Annotated in this window: 20 protein-coding genes and 1 other RNA gene; 18 read left to right on the top strand and 3 right to left on the bottom strand. The window is 64.2% G+C overall.

What is annotated here, in order from left to right; all coding sequences use genetic code 11:
* Positions 1-236: 236 nt before the first annotated feature.
* From ACTJK0_RS02585 to prfB, 8 genes are all read left to right on the top strand, one after another.
* A complete protein-coding gene (locus ACTJK0_RS02585) occupies positions 237-1460 on the top strand; it encodes a CpaF family protein (protein ID WP_440744120.1) in 1224 nt (407 codons plus the stop codon).
* A complete protein-coding gene (locus tag ACTJK0_RS02580; protein ID WP_440744119.1) occupies positions 1457-2314 on the top strand; it encodes a type II secretion system F family protein in 858 nt (285 codons plus the stop codon). Before ACTJK0_RS02585 ends, ACTJK0_RS02580 begins: the two co-directional genes overlap by 4 nt.
* Positions 2311-3252 carry a type II secretion system F family protein gene (locus ACTJK0_RS02575; RefSeq protein ID WP_110541100.1) on the top strand — a complete coding sequence of 314 codons (942 nt, stop codon included), beginning with the start codon at positions 2311-2313 and terminating at the stop codon, positions 3250-3252. The genes ACTJK0_RS02580 and ACTJK0_RS02575 overlap by 4 nt, the downstream gene beginning before the upstream one ends.
* A 75-nt stretch (positions 3253-3327) precedes the next feature.
* Positions 3328-3621 carry a hypothetical protein gene (locus ACTJK0_RS02570; RefSeq protein WP_110541099.1) on the top strand — a complete coding sequence of 98 codons (294 nt, stop codon included), beginning with the start codon at positions 3328-3330 and terminating at the stop codon, positions 3619-3621.
* 3 nt (positions 3622-3624) lie between these two features.
* Complete coding sequence (locus ACTJK0_RS02565) at positions 3625-4041, top strand: TadE family protein (protein WP_440744118.1); 417 nt, start codon at positions 3625-3627, stop codon at positions 4039-4041.
* Positions 4022-4639 (top strand): TadE/TadG family type IV pilus assembly protein, encoded by a 618-nt coding sequence (locus ACTJK0_RS02560; protein WP_440744117.1) that lies wholly within the window; start codon positions 4022-4024, stop codon positions 4637-4639. Before ACTJK0_RS02565 ends, ACTJK0_RS02560 begins: the two co-directional genes overlap by 20 nt.
* 38 nt (positions 4640-4677) lie before the next feature.
* A complete protein-coding gene (locus tag ACTJK0_RS02555; RefSeq protein ID WP_110542061.1) occupies positions 4678-5082 on the top strand; it encodes a pilus assembly protein TadG-related protein in 405 nt (134 codons plus the stop codon).
* A gap of 128 nt (positions 5083-5210) precedes the next feature.
* Positions 5211-6332, top strand: a complete 1122-nt coding sequence (gene prfB, locus ACTJK0_RS02550) for a peptide chain release factor 2 (protein WP_110541097.1) — start codon at positions 5211-5213, stop codon at positions 6330-6332.
* A 93-nt stretch (positions 6333-6425) separates the two neighbouring features.
* Here prfB and ACTJK0_RS02545 read toward each other — a convergent pair whose 3' ends face one another.
* Complete coding sequence (locus tag ACTJK0_RS02545) at positions 6426-7169, bottom strand: polyprenol monophosphomannose synthase (RefSeq protein ID WP_440744116.1); 744 nt, start codon at positions 7167-7169, stop codon at positions 6426-6428.
* Between the two features lie 274 nt (positions 7170-7443).
* Here ACTJK0_RS02545 and ftsE point away from each other — a divergent pair, with 274 nt between their 5' ends.
* The 9 genes from ftsE (at position 7444) to ACTJK0_RS02500 (ending at position 16853) form a co-directional block, all read left to right on the top strand.
* The gene (gene ftsE / locus ACTJK0_RS02540; RefSeq protein WP_043453537.1) at positions 7444-8232 is read left to right on the top strand and encodes a cell division ATP-binding protein FtsE; all 789 of its coding nucleotides are present in this window, start codon (positions 7444-7446) and stop codon (positions 8230-8232) included.
* Positions 8229-9143 (top strand): permease-like cell division protein FtsX, encoded by a 915-nt coding sequence (gene ftsX, locus ACTJK0_RS02535; RefSeq protein WP_043453535.1) that lies wholly within the window; start codon positions 8229-8231, stop codon positions 9141-9143. The genes ftsE and ftsX overlap by 4 nt, the downstream gene beginning before the upstream one ends.
* Before the next feature lie 27 nt (positions 9144-9170).
* A complete protein-coding gene (locus ACTJK0_RS02530; protein ID WP_110541094.1) occupies positions 9171-10601 on the top strand; it encodes a peptidoglycan DD-metalloendopeptidase family protein in 1431 nt (476 codons plus the stop codon).
* A gap of 83 nt (positions 10602-10684) precedes the next feature.
* Positions 10685-11158 (top strand): SsrA-binding protein SmpB, encoded by a 474-nt coding sequence (gene smpB, locus ACTJK0_RS02525; RefSeq protein ID WP_043453530.1) that lies wholly within the window; start codon positions 10685-10687, stop codon positions 11156-11158.
* Between the two features lie 73 nt (positions 11159-11231).
* Positions 11232-11600, top strand: a transfer-messenger RNA (tmRNA) gene (ssrA, locus tag ACTJK0_RS02520).
* 185 nt (positions 11601-11785) lie between these two features.
* The gene (locus ACTJK0_RS02515) at positions 11786-12064 is read left to right on the top strand and encodes a hypothetical protein (protein WP_110541093.1); all 279 of its coding nucleotides are present in this window, start codon (positions 11786-11788) and stop codon (positions 12062-12064) included.
* Positions 12065-12122: 58 nt separating this feature from the next.
* Positions 12123-12590, top strand: coding sequence for a pyridoxamine 5'-phosphate oxidase family protein (locus ACTJK0_RS02510; RefSeq protein WP_440744115.1), 468 nt, complete (start codon positions 12123-12125; stop codon positions 12588-12590).
* A 55-nt stretch (positions 12591-12645) separates the two neighbouring features.
* On the top strand, positions 12646-15831 hold the full coding sequence (locus ACTJK0_RS02505) for an HAD-IA family hydrolase (RefSeq protein WP_440744114.1): 3186 nt from the start codon (positions 12646-12648) through the stop codon (positions 15829-15831).
* Entirely contained in the window at positions 15828-16853 is a 1026-nt protein-coding gene (locus tag ACTJK0_RS02500) for an ATP-dependent 6-phosphofructokinase (protein ID WP_110541090.1), read from the top strand. The genes ACTJK0_RS02505 and ACTJK0_RS02500 overlap by 4 nt, the downstream gene beginning before the upstream one ends.
* Positions 16854-16882: 29 nt before the next feature.
* Here ACTJK0_RS02500 and ACTJK0_RS02495 read toward each other — a convergent pair whose 3' ends face one another.
* The gene (locus tag ACTJK0_RS02495; RefSeq protein WP_440744113.1) at positions 16883-17878 is read right to left on the bottom strand and encodes a zinc-dependent alcohol dehydrogenase family protein; all 996 of its coding nucleotides are present in this window, start codon (positions 17876-17878) and stop codon (positions 16883-16885) included.
* A gap of 38 nt (positions 17879-17916) precedes the next feature.
* Positions 17917-18387 (bottom strand): pyridoxamine 5'-phosphate oxidase family protein, encoded by a 471-nt coding sequence (locus tag ACTJK0_RS02490; RefSeq protein WP_440744112.1) that lies wholly within the window; start codon positions 18385-18387, stop codon positions 17917-17919.
* Between the two features lie 149 nt (positions 18388-18536).
* Between ACTJK0_RS02490 and ACTJK0_RS02485 the strand changes: the two genes are divergently transcribed.
* Positions 18537-19400, top strand: a complete 864-nt coding sequence (locus ACTJK0_RS02485) for a hypothetical protein (RefSeq protein WP_110541087.1) — start codon at positions 18537-18539, stop codon at positions 19398-19400.

Below are 19400 nucleotides of genomic sequence, written 5' to 3'. Positions count from 1 at the left end.
TTTCGATAAATAACGCGCTCACCTTAGCACCAGTGTTACTGGGGTAACTAGTGATTCTGATGTTACTCGTGTGAATCTTGCGCAGGTCCATGCCAAATCTTGAGGTCCTGCCCGAATCCTGCACGTTCCTGTTTATCCACATTGCTGCATCGATGACTTGTTGCCGGAGTCACCTCTACTTAGGCTGGACCCAGTCGCACTGCCTCCGCCGGGGGCGGCAGTCGTTTGGGGGACAAATGGACGCGCTGGGAATAGTCGAGGACGAAGTCCGCGAGCTGATCCGCCGCCGCGGGCTGGATCCGTTGAGGCAGGCAGGCGAGGTCCGCCGGTTGGTCGAAGCCGCGGTCTCGGACTATGACGAGCGCGCGTTGTTGGGACCGCTTCCGCCGCTGGGTCCGCTTGATGCAGCCCGGCGGTTCCTCTTCGATGCGGTGGCAGGGTTTGGAGTACTTCAGCCGCTCCTGGATGACCCCACGGTGGAGGAAATCTGGCTCAACGCACCCAATGAGATCTATGTGGCGCGCAACGGCGAGTCCGAGCTGACTTCGCTGAGCCTCTCGGAACAGCAAGTGCGGGACCTTGTGGAGCGGATGCTTAAAAGCTCCGGCAGACGACTGGACATGTCGTCACCGTTCGTCGATGCCGCTTTGCCGGACGGTTCACGACTGCATGTTGTGATTCCCGATGTAACCCGCCGTCATTGGGCCGTCAACATCCGCAAGTTCGTTGTGAAGGCCAGCCGGCTCGAACATCTTGTCGATTTGGGAACACTGACACCGCAGTCGGCGCGCTTTCTCGGTGCCGCAGTATCCAGCGGACTCAACATCCTGGTATCAGGAGCGACCCAGGCAGGCAAGACAACCATGCTGAACTGCCTGGCAGCCAGCATTGGAAGCCGGGAACGCGTCATTACGGTGGAGGAGATCTTCGAACTGCAGTTTCCGCTCAGGGACGTGGTAGGTCTTCAATGCCGCCAACCCAACCTGGAAGGTGAAGGTGAAATTCCGCTCCGCCGGTTGGTGAAGGAAGCGTTGCGAATGCGCCCGGACCGCTTGGTGGTGGGGGAGGTGCGGGAAGCGGAGAGCCTGGACATGCTGATAGCACTCAACAGCGGTCTTCCGGGCATGTGCACCGTCCACGCTAACTCGGCCCATGATGCCGTCACCAAGATCTGCACGCTGCCGCTACTCGCAGGGGACAACATCTCCAGCGCCTTCGTCGTGCCGACGGTCGCCTCCTGTATAGACCTCGTGGTGCACTGCAGCAGGCACCCCGATGGAACGCGGCAGGTCACCCAGATCCTTTCGCTGGGCCGGCGTGTGGAAAATGGCATCATCGAGTCGTCGTTAGTCTTCGCCCTGGACAACGGAGTCCTGCAGGCTTGCGCCAACGCCATGCCGGCGGCAGAGAAATTCTCACGGGCAGGCTATGACGTGGCCGCACTGCTGGATCCGCGATGATGTCCGCTCTCATGGGCACCACCGCGGGTATCGGTCTCTTCCTTATTTGGTGGTCCTGTTGGGAAGTGCCCGACCGCGGAAACAGGGAACGCAAGCCTGGCCGCCTCGCCGAGCTGCTCGCCGGGGCGGGTGTAGATAAGGTCTCAGTCCGTGGCCTGGTCGGCACGTGCCTGGGGCTCGGGGCTTTCGTTGCACTCGTGTTCTTCGGGTTTAGCCGCTCGTGGCCCCTTGCCGTCTGTTTCGGGCTATTCGGTACGTGGTTGCCAATCACTGTCCTCCGATGGCGGGCGAAGAAGAGAAGGGCAATGCTGCGCCAGCTTTGGCCCGACGTCGTCGACCACCTTCGATCCGCCATCCGGGCGGGTCTGCCCCTGCCTGAGGCCCTCATTCAGCTTGGCGATAAGGGTCCTGAGGAATTGCGTCCCATCTTTCGTGAGTTCGGTGCCGACTACCGGGCCGGCGGCCAATTTGATGGCTCCCTGAACAAACTTAAGCAGCGGCTGGCGGACCCGGTGGCTGACCGCATTGTCGAGGCGCTCCGGCTGACACGGGAAGTGGGTGGCTCGGACCTGGGGAAGCTCCTGGGCACGCTTGCCGAATTCCTCAGGGAGAACTCCCGTACCCGAAGTGAGCTTGAGGCGCGGCAGTCGTGGACCATCAGTGCGGCGCGGCTGGCCGTTGCGGCGCCGTGGATCGTGATGATCCTGCTCTCGACCAGGCCTGAAGCCATCAGGGCCTACAACACGCCCGTGGGCGCCGCGGTCCTGCTCGGCGGCCTGGTGGTGTCACTCATTTGCTACACCGCAATGCTCAAAATTGGTGCCCTGCCGCAGGATGAAAGAGTGCTCCGATGATCATGGTTAGCCCTGCAGCAGTGATCTGCGGCATCGGGTTTGGTCTTGGGCTATGGCTCGTGATCTTCCGGGCGCCTCCAATGCGCGCCATGACGCTGTCTGAACGTATTGAGCCCCAGCTGAAGTCGCACAACCTGGAATCGCGCCTCCTGGTGGCGGGTGAGCAGAACTTGACTCCTTTCGGCCCCCTTGGACGGATCCTCCGTCCTGTCTTGAAGGATTGGATCTCCTCTTTGGGGAAGCTCAATCCCTCGCCGGGGGCTACCGGGCGGCGACTCGCGCAGGCAGGAATCAATAAATCACCCCTCGACTTCCGTGCAGAGCAGTTGCTGTGGGCTGCGGCCAGTTTTGTCGCCGCACTGATGGTCGTCCTTCTGGGAGCAGCAGCAGGCAGGTTCAGCCCTGTTCTTGCGGCAGCAGTGATCCTCGGCAGCTCTGCGGGCGGCTTCGTGCTTCGGGACTATTGGCTCGGCGTTCAAGTCCGCCGCCGGGAAGGGCGGATGATGGCAGAGTTTCCCAGCCTTGCAGAGCTCATGGCGCTCGCCGTGGGCGCAGGGGAGAGCGCAACGGGAGCATTGGACCGCGTTTGTCGGAGCGCCACCGGTGAACTTTCAAAGGAATTTTCAAAGATTCTCGCTGAGACAAGGGCTGGAAAGCCTTTGGTCCTCGCCCTGCAGGAATTCTCCGCCCGCACCGACCTCCCGCCTTTGGTCAGGTTCGTTGACGGCATCATTGTCGCGGTGGAAAGGGGGACACCCCTGGCGGACGTGCTTCGTGCGCAGGCACAAGACGTACGTGATTCAGCTAAACGGGACCTCATGGAGGCTGCAGGCAAGAAAGAGATCGCAATGATGGTCCCGCTGGTCTTTGGAGTCCTTCCCCTAACCGTGGTGTTTGCGGTCTTTCCCGGCATCGCCGCCATCAATCTGGGCTTCTGAACGGCAAAAGGAACGGAAGCCCGCAGCTTTGAGTACCTATCCAAACTCCCATTCCGCAACCAGACAGGACGCACGATGAAATCCATGGGAACCCGTTGGCTGATGCTGCTTCTAGGCCTCGCGGCCTTACTGCAGCCCAATCGGACCAGCCCCGCAAGGTCGCGGCGCCTTCGACGCTACCGGTTTCACGTCCTCCGGAGCGTTCCGTTATCACCGTCCCGCGCCGGTGATAACCCTGAGCGCGGTGACGTCCCGGGGTGGGTGATGATCACCTTGATGTCCGCGGTCCTGGTTGCGGCCCTGCTTGCGCTTGCCGGACCAGCCCTTGAGGCCATGTTCAACCAGGCTATGGACAAGGTGGGGAACTGATCCATGAGAGCGTACGCTCCCGGCCTGGGGGCGCCGCCGGAGCTGGCCCGGCCGGGTGAGCAGGGTTCAGCGGTAGTGGACTTCGTCTTGGTCGGTGGGCTGCTGACGATGTTCTTCCTCGCGGTCATCCAGTTGACGCTGGTGTTGCATGTCCGGAATACCCTTATCGATGCTGCTGCGTCCGGTGCGCGGTACGGGGCGCTTGCTGACCGCAGCGCCTCCGATGCCGAGGAGCGGACAAGGAGCCTCATTGGTACAGCCCTGAACCAGAGCTTTGCTGAACAGGTGAGTATCCGGGAAGTGACGGTGCAGGGGATGCGCACCCTTGAGGTCACAGTTCGGTCTCCCATGCCGGTCATCGGGTTGATCGGCCCGAGGGACATGCTGGAGGTGAGGGGCCATGCTGCTGTCCAACCCTGACCTCTCCAGCTTCAATCCGTTGTCCAGGCACAATCCACCTCCTGCTTCCACCGAACATCGCACAGGGCTGGCACGGGCAGGCGGCGGGGCAGGGCAGGTGATTTTCCGGAAGACGGCTGAGGGTTGTGGAATGGACGGGGTGTTGCGGTGGCTGGCAGGCGGGGAGGAATCAGGCTCCAGGCAGCCCCCGACAGACGAACAAGGCAGCGCGGTGGTCGAGTTCGTATTCCTTGCCCTCCTGCTCATGGTCCCGCTGGTCTATTTTGTTATTACCGTCGGCCAGATCCAGGGCGGCTCCTTCGCCGTCGTGGGCGCCGCGGACCAAGCCGCGAAAGTGTATGTTGCCCAGCCCGATGCTTCGACCGCCCAGTCGACTGCCGAACAGGCCGTGGCCCTCGCGCTTTCCGACTTCGGCCACCAGGTAGAACGGGCCAGCCTGGTCACCACCTGCAATCCCTCCGACTGCCAGGCTGCCGGGACGACCGTGACAGTGACCGTCAGCCTCACCATCCCCCTTCCGTTCGTACCCTTCGCCGAAGGGCTGACGGCCACCCGGGTGGAAGCCTCTTCCACCCAAATCGTGGGCAGGTACAGGTGAACCGCAGGGAACCGGATGACAGCGGACAGGTGCTGGTGATGATTCTTGGCTACGTTCTCCTTGCACTCTTGGTCGCGACAGTGGTCATGGGCATCTCCGCCGTCTACTTGGAGCACAAGCGCTTGCTGTCACTTGCGGATGGAGCGTCCCTTGCAGCTGCCGACAGCTACACACTGGGCGAGGTCGGCTCACAAGGTGGAACCCCGTCAGCTGTACTCAATCCTGCCCGGGTCCGTAACGTGGCTGCCGACTTTGTGGCCAGAAGTCCTGCATCCCAGCGTTTTTCCGCACTGGCCGTGACAGGGGAGACGGGAACACCGGATGGTTCCACCGCCGTGGTGGTCCTGTCCGCCGCCGTGCACCCGCCCGTGGTCAACTTCCTGATTCCCGACGGTATCCGCATTGAAGCAACATCGACCGCGCGTTCGCGGTTGACCCGGTGAACGGATGACGCGACGAACAGTTGACTCTATAGTTGCCAGCCCCGTGCAGGCGTGACCCGCCGGGGTCGGGCGCCCCGACGTACCTGCGCGCCGGGCCGTATCCACCGATAGCGTAGGCTTAAACCACCATGGCCAATATTGATTTTTCCGCTGAAATCCGTGCGCTCCGCGCCACCTACGAGTCCATCGAACGCGTCAGCGATGTGGAGACACTCAAGGAAGACATCGCCGAACTCAGCGAACGGGCAGGGGAACCGGACCTGTGGGATGATCCCGCGGCCGCCCAGAAAATCACCTCCCGCCTCTCACACCGCCAGTCGGAGCTTGAACGCCTCACCAAGCTCGAATCCCGGATTGACGATCTGGAAGTCCTGGTGGAACTCGGGCAGGACGAGGACGATGCCGACTCGATGGGGGAGGCCGCCACCGAACTCGAGTCCATTAAGAAGGCCCTCAAGGAACTGGAAGTCGTGACACTGCTGTCCGGCGAGTACGACGAGCGCGAAGCCGTGGTGTCAATCCGCGCGGGCGCGGGGGGCGTGGACGCGGCGGACTTTGCAGAGATGCTGCTCCGCATGTACCTTCGCTGGGCTGAACGGCATGGCTACCCCACGACCGTTATGGATACCTCCTATGCGGAGGAGGCCGGCCTGAAATCTGCCACGTTCGAAGTCAAAGCGCCTTACGCCTACGGCACGTTGAGTGTGGAAGCCGGCACCCACCGCCTCGTCAGGATCAGCCCGTTCGACAACCAGGGCCGCCGCCAGACCTCGTTCGCCGCAGTGGAAGTCATCCCGCTGATTGAACAGACAGACTCCATCGAGATCCCGGACAACGAGATCCGGGTGGACGTGTTCCGTTCGTCCGGCCCGGGCGGCCAGTCGGTCAACACCACCGACTCCGCGGTCCGACTGACCCACATTCCCACCGGCACTGTAGTTTCCATGCAGAACGAGAAATCCCAGCTGCAAAACCGTGCCGCTGCCATGCGCGTCCTGCAGTCGCGGCTCCTGCTGCTGAAGAAGGAGCAGGAGGACGCCGAGAAGAAGGCCCTGGCTGGCGACGTCAAGGCGTCCTGGGGCGACCAGATGCGTTCCTATGTCCTGAACCCGTATCAGATGGTCAAGGACCTGCGCACCGAACACGAAGTGGGCAACACGTCAGCGGTGTTCGACGGCGAGATCGACGACTTCATCGATGCCGGCATCCGTTGGCGTACGGATAACCGCAACGCCGCCAACAACAACTGATTGCGGCCGCGCTCTCAACAAAGGAACTGCCCCGGCATCGGGATGCCGGGGCAGTTCTTTGTCGGTGGCACGAAAGGATGGCAGTCTCCGGGTCTATTTCCTGTCCGCGGAGCCGCGGCGCCGAAGCGTGTTCCAGCGGGCGGTGAGTCCCCATTTGGTGACGTTGATCATGGCTTCGATGACGATGTTGCCGCTCATTTTGGAGGCGCCGAGTTCGCGTTCGACGAAGGTGATGGGGCGTTCTTCGATGCGCAGGCCCAGTTTGGCCACGCGCCAGGCCAGGTCCACCTGGAAGCCGTAGCCGACGGAGTCGACCTGGTCGAGGTTGAGTTTTTCGAGGGTGGTCCTGCGGAAGGCGCGGTAGCCGCCGGTGACGTCCTTGATCGGCAGGGCGAGCATCAGCCGGGCGTAGGCGCTGCCCACCCGGGAGATCGCCTGGCGGTACAGGGGCCAGTTGACCACGCTGCCGCCGGGAACCCAGCGGGAGCCCATGGCCAGGTCGGCGCCCTGCTCCACGGCTTCGAGCAGCTGGGGCAGTTGTTCGGGCTGGTGGGAGCCGTCTGCGTCCATTTCCACCAGGACGTCGTAGCCGGCGTCCAGGCCCCATTTGAACCCGGCGATGTAGGCGGCGCCCAGGCCTTCCTTGCCCTTGCGGTGCAGGACGTGGACCTGGGAGTCCTCGGCGGCGAAGCCGTCGGCGAGCTGGCCGGTGCCGTCGGGGCTGTTGTCATCGACCACCAGCACGTCCGACGCCGGAACGGCCTTGCGAAGGCGCTGGAGCGTCTTGGGCAGCGATTCCAGTTCGTTGTAGGTGGGAATGATCGTAAGGACGCGCACAAAAGGCCTTCCTGGAGGGAATGGTGGGTGCACCCGGCCTCAGCTTGGCTGTTCCAGGCGCACAGCCACCCATTATAAAGAAACAGAAGATGCCGGCCCGGCAGGCAAAAGCCTGATCCGGCGACACGCCCCCGAAAGCCTGCCCAACCGCCCCGCATCCTGCGTATAGTCGAGGGGCCGGGGCCCTACCTTCCCCAAACGAAAACCCGTGCACCGGCTGCAGAACTGGGCTGCATCTGAAGGATCAGCCGTGCCCTGCAGGGTACTTAGGGCCATGATCCGATTCGAAAATGTCACCAAGGTATACGACCAGAAAGCCCGTCCGGCACTGGACTCGGTCAACCTTGAGATTGACCGTGGCGAATTCGCCTTCCTTGTCGGTGCGTCAGGTTCCGGGAAGTCCACCTTCCTCCGGCTGGTGCTGAAGGAAGACCGTGCCACGTCAGGCGCTGTCTATGTCGCTGGCCAGAACGTTGCCAAGATTTCCAGCTGGCGGGTCCCGCGCCTCCGCCGGGGCATCGGCGTCGTCTTCCAGGACTTCCGCCTCCTGCCCCAAAAGAACGTGTTCGCGAACGTCGCGTTCGCCATGCAGGTGATCGGCAAGAGCCGCAGCGTCATCCGCGACACGGTCCCCGAGGTCCTCAAAACGGTAGGCCTTGAAGGCAAGGAACACCGCATGCCGCATGAACTTTCCGGCGGCGAGCAGCAGCGCGTTGCCATCGCACGCGCCGTGGTCAACCGGCCCGGGATCCTCCTCGCCGACGAACCCACCGGAAACCTCGACCCCACCACCTCCATGGGCATCATGGGCGTGCTGGACAAGATCAACCAGAACGGCACCACCGTGGTCATGGCAACGCACGACGACGACATCGTCAACGAGATGCGCAAACGGGTCGTGGAACTGAAGAACGGCGTTGTGATCCGCGACGAAGCGAGGGCCCTGTACACCTCCATGATTCCCGTCGTCGGACAGTCCCGGCGCCTTAAGGACGCCAGCGGCAGGGAAACGCCCGACGACGGCGTTCCCGGCAACGGTGCCGAAGGCGAGGCCCAGCGGTGAGGCTCGCGTTCATTCTTTCCGAGATCGGGAGCGGCCTGCGCCGCAACCTTTCAATGGTGGTCTCGGTCATCCTGGTGACCTTTGTGTCACTCACCTTCGTGGGCGCGGCAGGAATGCTGCAGATGCAGATCAACCAGATGAAGGGCTACTGGTACGACAAGGTCCAGGTGGCCATCTTCCTCTGCAGCGAAGGTTCGACGGCGCCGGGGTGCGCATCGGGGCCGGTCACTCCGGAGCAGCAGCAGGGCCTGAACGCACTGCTTGAATCCCCTGCGGTGGCGCAATACATCAACGACTTCCAGTTCGAGTCCAAGGACGAGGCCTACAAGCACTTCAAGGACCAGTTCTCCAACTCGCCGATTGTCGATTCGGTGACTCCGGACCAGCTGCCGGCTTCCTTCCGGATCAACATGAAGGATCCCGAAAAGTACCAGATCATCAGCGAGACGTTCTCCTCCCAGCCGGGAGTGGAAACGGTGATCGACCAGCGCCAGTTGCTCGAACGCCTCTTCTCTGTGATGAACGGGGCGTCGCTGGTGGCAGTGGGCATTGCAGGTGTGATGATCGTTTGCGCCATCCTGCTGATCGCCACCACCATCCGGCTCTCGGCCTTCAGCAGGCGCCGGGAAACCGGAATCATGCGGCTGGTCGGAGCGTCCAAAACGGTAATCCAGCTCCCGTTCATCCTGGAAGGCGTCATCGCAGCGGTCATCGGCGCCGCCCTCGCTTCGGGCACGCTCTGGGCAGTGGCGCAGTTCTTCCTGGGCGACTACATGTCCCGCCAGTACCCGGATACTGCCTTCATCTCGTCCGGCCAGACCCTGATCCTGGCCCCGGCGCTGCTGATCCTTGGCGGATCCTTGGCAGGAATTTCGTCCCTCTTGACCTTACGTAGATATTTGCGCGTTTAGGCTGTGCACACCGACCTAGGAATGCCCATGAATGTCTCTGATCAAGCCTTGCCCCGCCCCCGGCACCGCCGCGGGCGGACCGCTGCACGCCGTCTGGGAATCGTCAGCGGCATGCTCACTGTCATCCTTTCCGCCGGTCTGGCCGTCGCCACACCCGTCGCCTTCGCGGACGACCTCGAAGACCGTAAAGCGGCTCTTGAGGCGGAAGCTGCGCGTGTCCAGGCGTCCCTCGAATTTGTGGACTCCCGGATCGCCAAGGCCGCTGGCGACCTGGTGATCTACCAGGGGCAGTTGCCGGGCGCGCAGCAGGCCCTGCTTGAGGCCCAGGGCCGGGTCGCGGGCGCCGTCAAAGAAGTTGAAGCGCTGTCCGCCCGCGTGGACATGGCCCAGCAAAACAAGGCCAAGATCACCCAGCAACTGGAAACGGACAAGCAGAAGATCGCCGATACCAAGAAGCTGATCGGGCAAATCGCCACCCAGGCATACAAATCCGGGGGTGTCCCGTCCAACCTGTCCCTGTTCTTTGGCTCGAACGGCGGTGGCAGCCTGACGGACACCATGGACCTCGCTGACCAGGCGATGCGCAGCCAGAACGCGGCCATGGACAAGCTCAGCCAGCAGAACGCCACGAACGTCAATTCCGAAGCCCGCCTTCAGGCTGTGGAAGCCGAGATCAAGGATCTCAAGGCGAAAGCTGACGCGGCCCTTGAACGGGAAAAGGCTGCCCGTGACGAAGCCGCGGCCAAGAAGGCCCAGGTGGACCAGCTGATCGCGGACACCACCCGGCTCGATGCCGAACTCCAGGCGGCCAAACCAGGGATCCAAGCCCAGCTGGCCGGGGTCCAGGCCAACCAGAACCAGGTGGCCAACGAGATCGCCGAACGTGACCGCAGGGCCCGGGAGGCCTGGGAAGCGGAACAGCGCCGGAAGGCCGAAGCCGCCGCAGCCGCTGCTGCCGCCGCTGCCGCGGCAGCGAACCGCCCCGCCCCGCCTGTCCAGCCCTACGTGCCGCCCACTGCAGGGTCGCCGTCGGCCTTTGGCCTCCGGCACCCCTTCGACGGCAGCATCCCCATCACCTCAGGTTTCGGCTACCGGACCACCCCGCCGGGCACCATCGACTTCTACGGCACCGGCGGCTACATGCACACCGGCATCGACTTCGGTGCCGCCTGCGGCACCCCTGTTTATGCGGCGGCAGCCGGCGAGGTCTTCAGTTCCGGCTGGAATTCTGCGGACGGCGGCGGCTGGCGCGTCAAGATCGACCACGGTGTGGTGCAAGGCAACACGCTGACCACCATCTACTACCACAATTCCAGCATCGTGGTCTCAAACGGCCAGCATGTCTCACAGGGACAGCTGATCGCCTACTCGGGCAGCACCGGCAACTCCACCGGCTGCCACGCCCACTTCGAAACCTGGCTTAATGGCGCCGCCGTCGATCCCATGGGGCTGCTGTAGGGGACAACCACTGCTGCCGTAGACTGGTATAGCTCCGCGGCGCCGGCCCGGCAGCATCCGACCTGAACCTGAGGAGTTCTTCCGTGCCTAAAGAAAGTGGCCGTAAGGTGGTGGCCACCAACCGCAAGGCCCGGCACGACTATCACGTGCTGGACACTTACGAGGCCGGCATCGCGCTGATGGGGACCGAAGTGAAGTCCCTGCGCGAGGGGCACGCCTCCATGGTGGACGGATTCTGCACGTTCTACAACGACGAGCTGTGGATGGAAGCCATCCACATCCCGGAGTACAACCAGGGCAGCTGGACCAACCACGCCGCACGCCGCCGGCGCAAGCTGCTGCTGCACCGCGAGGAGCTCATCAAGATTTCCCGCAAGGTACAGGAAGCCGGCTACACCATCGTGCCGCTCCAGCTCTACTTCGTGGATGGCCGGGCCAAGGTGGAAATCGCCGTTGCGCGCGGCAAGCGCGAATACGACAAGCGCCAGACACTGCGGGAACAGCAGGACAACCGCGAAGCCCAGCGCGAGATGCGCGAACGCAACAGGCGCCGGTAGGAATCATTCCGGCTTGGCATGCGTTACTATGGATAGTCCGGCGGGCTTGCCAGCCGGTTTGGTAACAAAATACGGGGATGATCGGTTTCGACGGTGTTAGTCGCGACAGGTGAAGCGGGCCGAGGATGCAGAATTATCTCGTAAACGCTTTCTGCAAACCAATAAGTGCCGAATCTAAGCGCACTGACTTCGCTCTTGCTGCCTAAGCAGTAAGACAGTCCGTCAGCCCGGGGTTGCTATCGCCCCGGATCCTGGCGTCATTTAGATAGCCACTGCTGTTTGCTCCCGTCGCCGGAGTAAACGGGACTTTTAGGTGACTGGGCCCGGATCAGCCAGCTGTTTGCAGCATGGCTGGGGCCGAGAAAATCCGACGCAAACTGCGCCCGGAGAAGCCCTGACAACACGACATCGGACGGGGGTTCAATTCCCCCCATCTCCACACTAAGCACCCCGGTCTTCGGACCGGGGTGCTTTTGTTTGCCCGAAAGTCGCTCCTGTCAGGTCCCGGGCCGGGGCCACCGGAGGTGAGCCAAAAGGCCACCGGATCATCATTCGGAAGACACCCGGAATCAACCTTGGACAATCATTCTTGATGTTGGGGGAGCTGTCCGAACCGAAAGGAACCCCATGACGAGCAAATACCCCGACGCACTGGACCCCCTCCAGGAACTTGCTCCCGGAGACGCCATCGAGGTGTTCTACAGGAGCCGGCTGGTGCACCGCGGACCCGTCGCGGAAACATCCCCGGAGCGTGGACTCGTCTGGATCCTGGATACCTTGAGCGGCTGCCGGTGCCTTATTGATACCGCTGAAGTCGACGTCGTCAGGCTACCGGTCCACTATCGCGAAGTCCGCACCCTGGACACCTGGCGCAGGCCCACCGGGCCCAGGGGATCCCGTTTCTAGATAGCCGCGGGCCCAAATGCTCTAGTGGAGCACACGGCGAACCACTAGCTTCAACGTCATGCACAACGATCCACCGCAAACGCCCGTCGAAGTCCTGGATGCAGGAACGTGCTGGGACCTCCTGCGGGGGGTGTCCGTGGGGCATCTGGCCGTGCTCGTCGACGGGTACCCGGAAGTCTTCCCGGTGAACTACAAGGTGGACCACGAATCGGTCATCTTCCGCACCGGCGAAGGTACCAAGCTGCGGGCCGCCGGGGGACCACTCGCCGTCGCGCTTGAAGCCGACGGCCATGACGACGCCAAGGCATGGAGTGTCCTGGTCAAGGGCAGGGCCGTGATCCTGGAGCCATCGGAGGAACTCCTGCGCGGTGCTGGGCTCACCCTTTTCCCCTGGCAGGCAGGCGAAAAGGACCACTTTGTCCGGATCGTACCCACCTCCGTCTCCGGCAGGCGCTTTACCATCACCTCCCCGCTGACCTGGTGGAGCCACCTTACCCGCACGGCCCCTGCGGATACCGTGCAGTAGGCCCGCAGGCCCAACGGCCCTGTGCGGACCGGGCCGGGACTGGTACCACTGACCTATGACCGGGTCGCCGACAGCTGCCGCAGCAAAGCCACCGTTCGACGCCGTCATTTTCGACCTGGACGGGGTGGTCACCAACACGGCCCTGGTCCACCAGGCCGCGTGGAAAGACGCGTTCGACCGGATCCTGCACGACCCAAGAATTCCCAAGGGCACCAACCAGGCCCCCTTGTCCAGGTCCGACTACCTGACCTACATCGACGGGCTGCCGCGGGAGGAAGGGGTCGTGCGGTTCCTTGCCGCGCGCGGAGTCCAGGTGGACAAGGGAAAGGAGACCGACGACGCCGGGGCCTGGACGGGGTTCGGCCTGGGGGCATGGAAGAATGAACTCTTCCTGCAGCGTCTGCGGGACGACGGCGTGCAAAGCTATCCAGGAACCCTGGAGCTGCTGCGGAGACTTGCGGACGCGGGAGTCCCCACCGCCGTCGTTACCTCGAGCAGGAATGCCCCGGCGGTCCTGGACGCCGCCGGCATCCATGGCCTGTTCAGAGTCGTGATGGACGGAACGACGGCGGCAGGGCTTGGCCTGCGCGGAAAGCCGGCTCCGGACGTGTTCCTCGCGGCGGCATCACAGCTTGGAGTGCCGCCGTCGCACGCCGTGGTGATCGAGGATTCGGCGGCGGGCGTCGAGGCCGGTCACCGCGGGGGCTTCGGCCTGGTCGTCGGAATTTCCCGGACAGGAAACCGCCGCCAGCTGGAAGCCGCGGGCGCCGGTACGGTCCTCAACGACGTGGGCGAACTGGATCTGGGCCTGGTCATCGGCAACGCCTGGCACCTGGCGTATGAGGGGTTCGACGGCGGACACGAGGGCCACCGGGAGGCCCTCACCACCCTGGGCAACGGCTACATGGGCGTCAGGGGAGCGGCACCCGAGGGCGGCCCCTTCAGCTATGCGGGCATGTATCTTGCCGGTGTCTACAACCGGGTCCGGGCCGAGGCGGCCGGAGAGATGCTGCTGGAAGAACACATGGTCAACGCCCCGGACTGTCTTCCACTCGATATCCGCCTGGCCGGCCTGACGTGGTGGTCGGAGGGGGGAATGACCGTCATCCGCGAGCGCAGGGTGCTGGACCTCCGGCGGGCGGTACTGGAGCGCCGCCTGCTGCTGGAAGGTTCGGACCGCCGACGCCTTGAAGTGGTGCAGACACGCTTCGCGTCCATGGCGGAACCCCACCTGCTGGTCCTCGAGACAGCCATCACGGCCCTGGGTTGGAGTGGGCAGCTTGAGGTCCGGAGCGGCGTCAACGCCGGCGTCCGCAACGCGAACCTTCCTGAACGGGCCCAGGGATCCGATATCCACCTGGCCGACCGGACTGCCCCGAACCGCACAGGACCGGAGGCAGCAACCGACCCGACGTCCGTCGTCGAGGTGGAAACCATCCAAAGCCTTATCCGCATCGCCGCAGCACACAGGACCTATGTGTCCGGAGAGCCAGCAGGAGGTGAGCCAGGCGCGAGGGGCTCTTTCCACTTCCGTGACCTCCTGCTGTCCCTGGATGCGGGAACCCCGGTGCGGATCACCAAGACCGTGGCCGTGGTGACATCCCGGGACCGCGCCATCTCCTCACCCCAAACAGGAGCCGGTGCAGTGCTGGAGCGTACAGGCGGGGATTTCGACTCGCTGCTGGCGGCCCACGAGGAGGCATGGCGGCGTGAGCTTCGGCCCTTCATGGTGGAGATCGAGGCCCCGGTGCAGGTGCGTCTGGTCCTCAACCTGCACATCTTCCACCTGCTGCAGACGCTGACACACCATACGGCCGAACTGGATGCCGGCGTCACTGCGCGCGGCCTGCACGGCGAAGGCTACCGCGGCCACGTCTTTTGGGATGAGTTGTTCGTCCTGCCGGTTCTGACCTCACGGACCCCCGACGTTGCCCGTTCGCTGATTGACTACAGGTGGCGGCGGCTTCCTGCGGCCCGGCACGCCGCAGCCGTGGAGGGGCGGGCGGGGGCGAAGTTCCCGTGGCAAAGCGGCAGCGACGGGACCGAGGAAACGCCCAAATGGCTGTACAACGAACGGTCCGGCCGTTGGGTCAAGGACTTCTCGCACCTGCAGGTCCACTCCGGCCTGGCCGTCGCCTTCAACGCCTGGCAGTACTTCCAGGCCACCGGAAACAAGATCTGGCTGCTCCAACGCGGAGCTGAACTGGTCATCGAGGTTGCCCGGTTCTTCCGTTCCCTTGCCGACTACGACCAGCAGGGCGGCCGGTACCACCTGCGCGGCGTGGTGGGGCCGGATGAGTACCACACCGGCTATCCGGGCCGGGACACCCCCGGGCTTGACGATAACGCCTACACCAACGTCATGGCGGCCTGGGTTTGCTCGCAGGCTGCGGGCATCATGTCCTTCCTGCACGGAAGCGAACGTGCCGGCCTCATGGAACGGCTGGGGGTCACCGATGAGGAAACCGCCGTGTGGGGGCATATGGGGACGACGATGTACGTCCCCTTTCACAGCGACGGCGTCATCAGCCAGTTCGAAGGCTATGCGGAACTCAAGGAGCTTGACTGGGAACATTACCGCGACGGGTACGGCGATATCGAACGGCTCGACCTCATCCTCGAAGCCGAAGGCGATGCCACCAACTGCTACAAGCTGGCAAAGCAGGCCGACGTCCTGATGCTCCCGTACCTGCTGGGGCACCAGGGGCTGGTCACCATCCTTCAACGGCTCCACTACGGATTCACCCAGAAGCATCTCAACCGGACCATCGAGTACTACCTGGCCCGAACAGCCCACGGGTCAACCCTGAGCCGGGTGGCCCACGCATCTGTCCTGGCCGGCCTGGACGCGGACCGGGCATGGGACAGTTTCCGGGAAGCGCTCGATGCCGATCTTGACGATACGCAGCATGGCACCACGCGTGCGGGGATACACTTGGGCGCCATGGGGGGAACCATCGACGTGGTGCAGCGCAGCTTCGCCGGCCTGCGGTTCAGCGGGGACACCATACTGTTCGCCCCGAACCTGCCGACGGGGCTCAGCGCCGTTGCGTTCGAGGTCCTCTACCGGGGACACAGCCTCCGGGTTCATCTCAAGGACGGACACATGAGCATCGCATCCGCCCCGGGTGACGCCGGGCCCATCAAAGTGCACGTCAGCGGCAGTGACATACTCCTTCAACCCGGCCGGACCAGGACCTTTCCCCTGCCTGTTCGGGCTCCCGGGACGGCGGCATCGTGAAACGGCTGGGGATCCTGACCAGCGGCGGCGACTGCCCCGGGGTCAACGCGGTGATCCGGGGAGCAGTTCTGGGGGGCGACGTTGCGCACGGCTACGAATTCCTGGGATTCCGGGATGGCTGGCGCGGCGTCCTGGAACAGGACATGGTTCTCCTTCCCCGGACGGGCGTCCGGGGAATCTCACGCCTGGGTGGCACCATCCTCGGCACCTCCAGGACCAACCCATTGACAGGGCAAGGAATTGACGGCGTCCGTGCCTGCTTCGAGCGCAACGGACTGGACGGCCTCATTGCCATCGGGGGAGAGGGCACCCTGGCGGCCGCGCGGGAACTGTGCGGCCAGGGCCTGAACGTGGTGGGAGTGCCCAAGACGATTGACAATGACCTCGGCGCAACTGACTACACGTTCGGCTTTGATTCAGCCGTGCAGACCGCCACAGAAGCTATCGACCGCCTGCGCACTACGGGTGAATCGCACCACCGGTGCATGATAGCGGAGGTCATGGGCCGCAATGCCGGCTGGATAGCGCTGCATTCGGGAATGGCCGCCGGCGCGCACGCCATCCTGATCCCCGAGCATCCGGTGTCCATTGACCAGGTTTGCTCGTGGGTGCTGTCGGCAAGGGACCGCGGCAGGGCGCCCCTGGTAGTGGTGGCCGAGGCCTTCGCGCCGGAGGGGCACGCCACACCCTACGCCCCCCGTGGCCTGGACACCTTCGGACGCCCGCGGCTGGGCGGCATCGGCCTGCTGCTCGAAGGGGAGCTGCAGGTCCGGACCGGCATTGAAACCCGGGCCACAGTCCTGGGCCACATCCAGCGCGGAGGTGAGCCCACGGCCTTCGACCGTGTCCTCGCCACCCGGCTTGGCATGGCAGCTGTCCACTCGGCGGCAACCGGCAAGTGGGGCACCATGGTGGCGTTGCGCGGCACGGACATCGTGAACGTCGGGCTCGAGGAAGCGCTGGGGGAGCTGAAGGTGGTACCGGAGGCAAGGTACCAGGAGGCAGCGGTCCTGTTCGGGTGAAGCAGGGCAGCAACGTTTGATAATGGACCTCAGTGCCCGGGGCGCACCCGAAGGACTGCCGATCCCATGATCCTGTCGGCCGCCAGGTCTTCCAGTGCCCTGTCCGCTGACTCGAATGGATAGGCCGTCGTGGTGAGTGCCAGGGACAGCCGTGCCGCGAGCGCGAGGAACGCGTTTCCGTCAAGCCGGGTATTGGCGGTGACGCTCCTGACCTGGCGTTCGAAAAAGAGCTCCCTGCCGTAATCCAGGGCCGGGATGCCGCTGAGGTGTATCCCGGCGATGGCCAGGGTTCCGCCGCGGTCCAGGGCCCGCAACGCCACGGGAACCAGATCACCCACCGGTGCAAAGAGGATGGCGGAATCGAGCGGTACCGGTGGATGGTCATAAGCGTCCCCCGCGTACGCCGCTCCCAGCTCCAGCGCGAGCTCCCGCGCCTCCGGTGAACGGGTCATGACGTAAACGGAGGCGCCCTGCTTGATCGCCAGCTGGGCGGTGATGTGGGCGGAACTGCCAAAGCCGTAGATTCCCAACCGCCCGTCCGCCGGCAGTTCCGCACGCTTCAGGGCACGGTACCCGATGATGCCCGAACACAGGAGCGGCGCAGCCTGTTCGTCGGTGAAAGCATCAGGCAACGGGTAGGCGAAGTCCTCCGCCACCGTCAGCTGTTCGGCGTACCCACCGTCCCTGTCCCAGCCGGTGAAGACCGGTGACACGCACAGGTTCTCGTCACCGCGGCGGCAGTACCGGCATGTCCCGCAAACACCGCCCAACCATGCCACGCCGACCCTGTCTCCGGTCCTGAACCTGGAACAACGGGCACCTGTTTCAACCACGACGCCCACGGCCTCGTGCCCGGGAACCGCTTGCGGACGGTGCGGTGCCAGGTCTCCTTCGGCCAGATGCAGGTCGGTGCGGCATATGCCGCAGACCGTGATATCCACCAGGAGTTCATTGGCTGCAGGCACGGGCGTGGCACGCACTCCCTGAACCAGCGGGTGCGTGGAGATGGGCCCCGGATCATTCACCCACCAGGCGCGCATGGTGCGTCAGCGGTGCTGTTGGCTTATTCGAATCCGGCCCGGGTCGCGTCGTCGAGCGGCGTTTGCCACAGCATTGGGGCGCCCATCGTGAAGCGCCTGCCCGTTACCGATTCCGGCGTGATGCGGATGAAGTGCTCCTGGGTCACCCCCTGCCAGGGGAACAGCGCCCGCCGGATGTCATCCAGCGCCGGGCCGGTGGGGACGGTCTCGGCTGCCTTGCCCTTGACCACCACACTCCAGGCAAGGCCGAACTGCGGGCTGACCGCGTCGGCTTCCAGGGCCACGGTGGCGTCCGACTGGATGGCCTGCTGCTTGGTGCCCCCGCCGGTGCGGAAAACGAGGGTTTGCCCGTCCACTTTGTAGTTGACGGGAAAGACGTCGGGATGGCCGTCGGCGATGACGGCCAGCCGGCCCACTCCGGTCTGGGAGAGCAGGGCCCAGCATTCTTCTTCGTCGAGGATCTCCGGCACGGGAATGTTCGTGTTCTCAGTCATACGGCACAGCGTAGGCAACTCTTCCATTCCCGGAAAGGGCATAAAGGCCCGGCCTGCAAGGGAGGACCTATGGCCCTTGGGGGCTGCCAGACCCGATGGGACGCTGTGGGAGACGCCCGGGAACCCTGACCATCCTGCGAAAGGCCGGCATGCTGACGCATCTGTTCCTCCACCGCCTGCTGTGGGCCCTTGCCGGGCTGCTGGCAGTTGCCGCGGCAGGGACCGGCCTGTGGCGGCCGCAAATCTATAACGGGGTTGTTGCCGCTGACCTCATCCCCGGCGCCTACTCCCAGGACCTTCTTTCGGCAGCAGCCGGGCTCGGCCTGCTGTACCTGTCCCTCGCCGCCGGCCGGCAGGGGACGAAACACCAGATCGTGGCCCTGGGTCTGCTGGGCTACCTGTTCTACGGCTACGGCATCTATGTGATCGAGCGGACCTACAACGGCCTGTACCTGCTTTACATGGCGGTCTTTGCCGTCTCCTTCTGGGCCATGGTTTTCGCGGGCGCGACCATGGACCGTGCCGCCCCGTTGGCAGCCCTGCCCCGGGTCCTGAGAATCACGTCGGCTTCCGGCGCCCTCCTCCAGCCACTGATCTTCTACCCCCTCTGGATCGGAATGCTCCTGCCCCTGATGCAAACAGGTCAGCGCATCGATTCGCTCTACTCGATCTTCATCCTGGACCTTTGCTTCATCATGCCCGCGTTCCTGATCCTGTCCCTCCTGACCTACCGGAACCACCGCACCGGCCTGCTGCTCCTGCCGGCACTGTATGTCCTGGGTTTCACGCTCATCTTTTCCCTGGCCGTGGGGGAGCTGGTGAAGCCCCTGTTTGGCTCAGCGCCCGGCGTGCCGGCCCTCCTGGCGGCCCTTGCGCTCTCGGGCCTGTTCCTTGTCCTCGGATTCCTGCACCTGGCCAAACTCCGGATCCCGGCAGCGGCCCCTTCCAGTCCTTCCGGTCCGCCCACCCCGCAACCAGGCCGGCAAACCACGCACGGCCTGCCCCCACAGTAA

It is taken from the genome of Paenarthrobacter sp. 22069, from assembly GCF_052046035.1.
Classification (GTDB): domain Bacteria; phylum Actinomycetota; class Actinomycetes; order Actinomycetales; family Micrococcaceae; genus Arthrobacter.
Note: the sequence above shows the minus strand (reverse complement) of the source record. Positions and strands in the feature narration are given on the sequence as shown.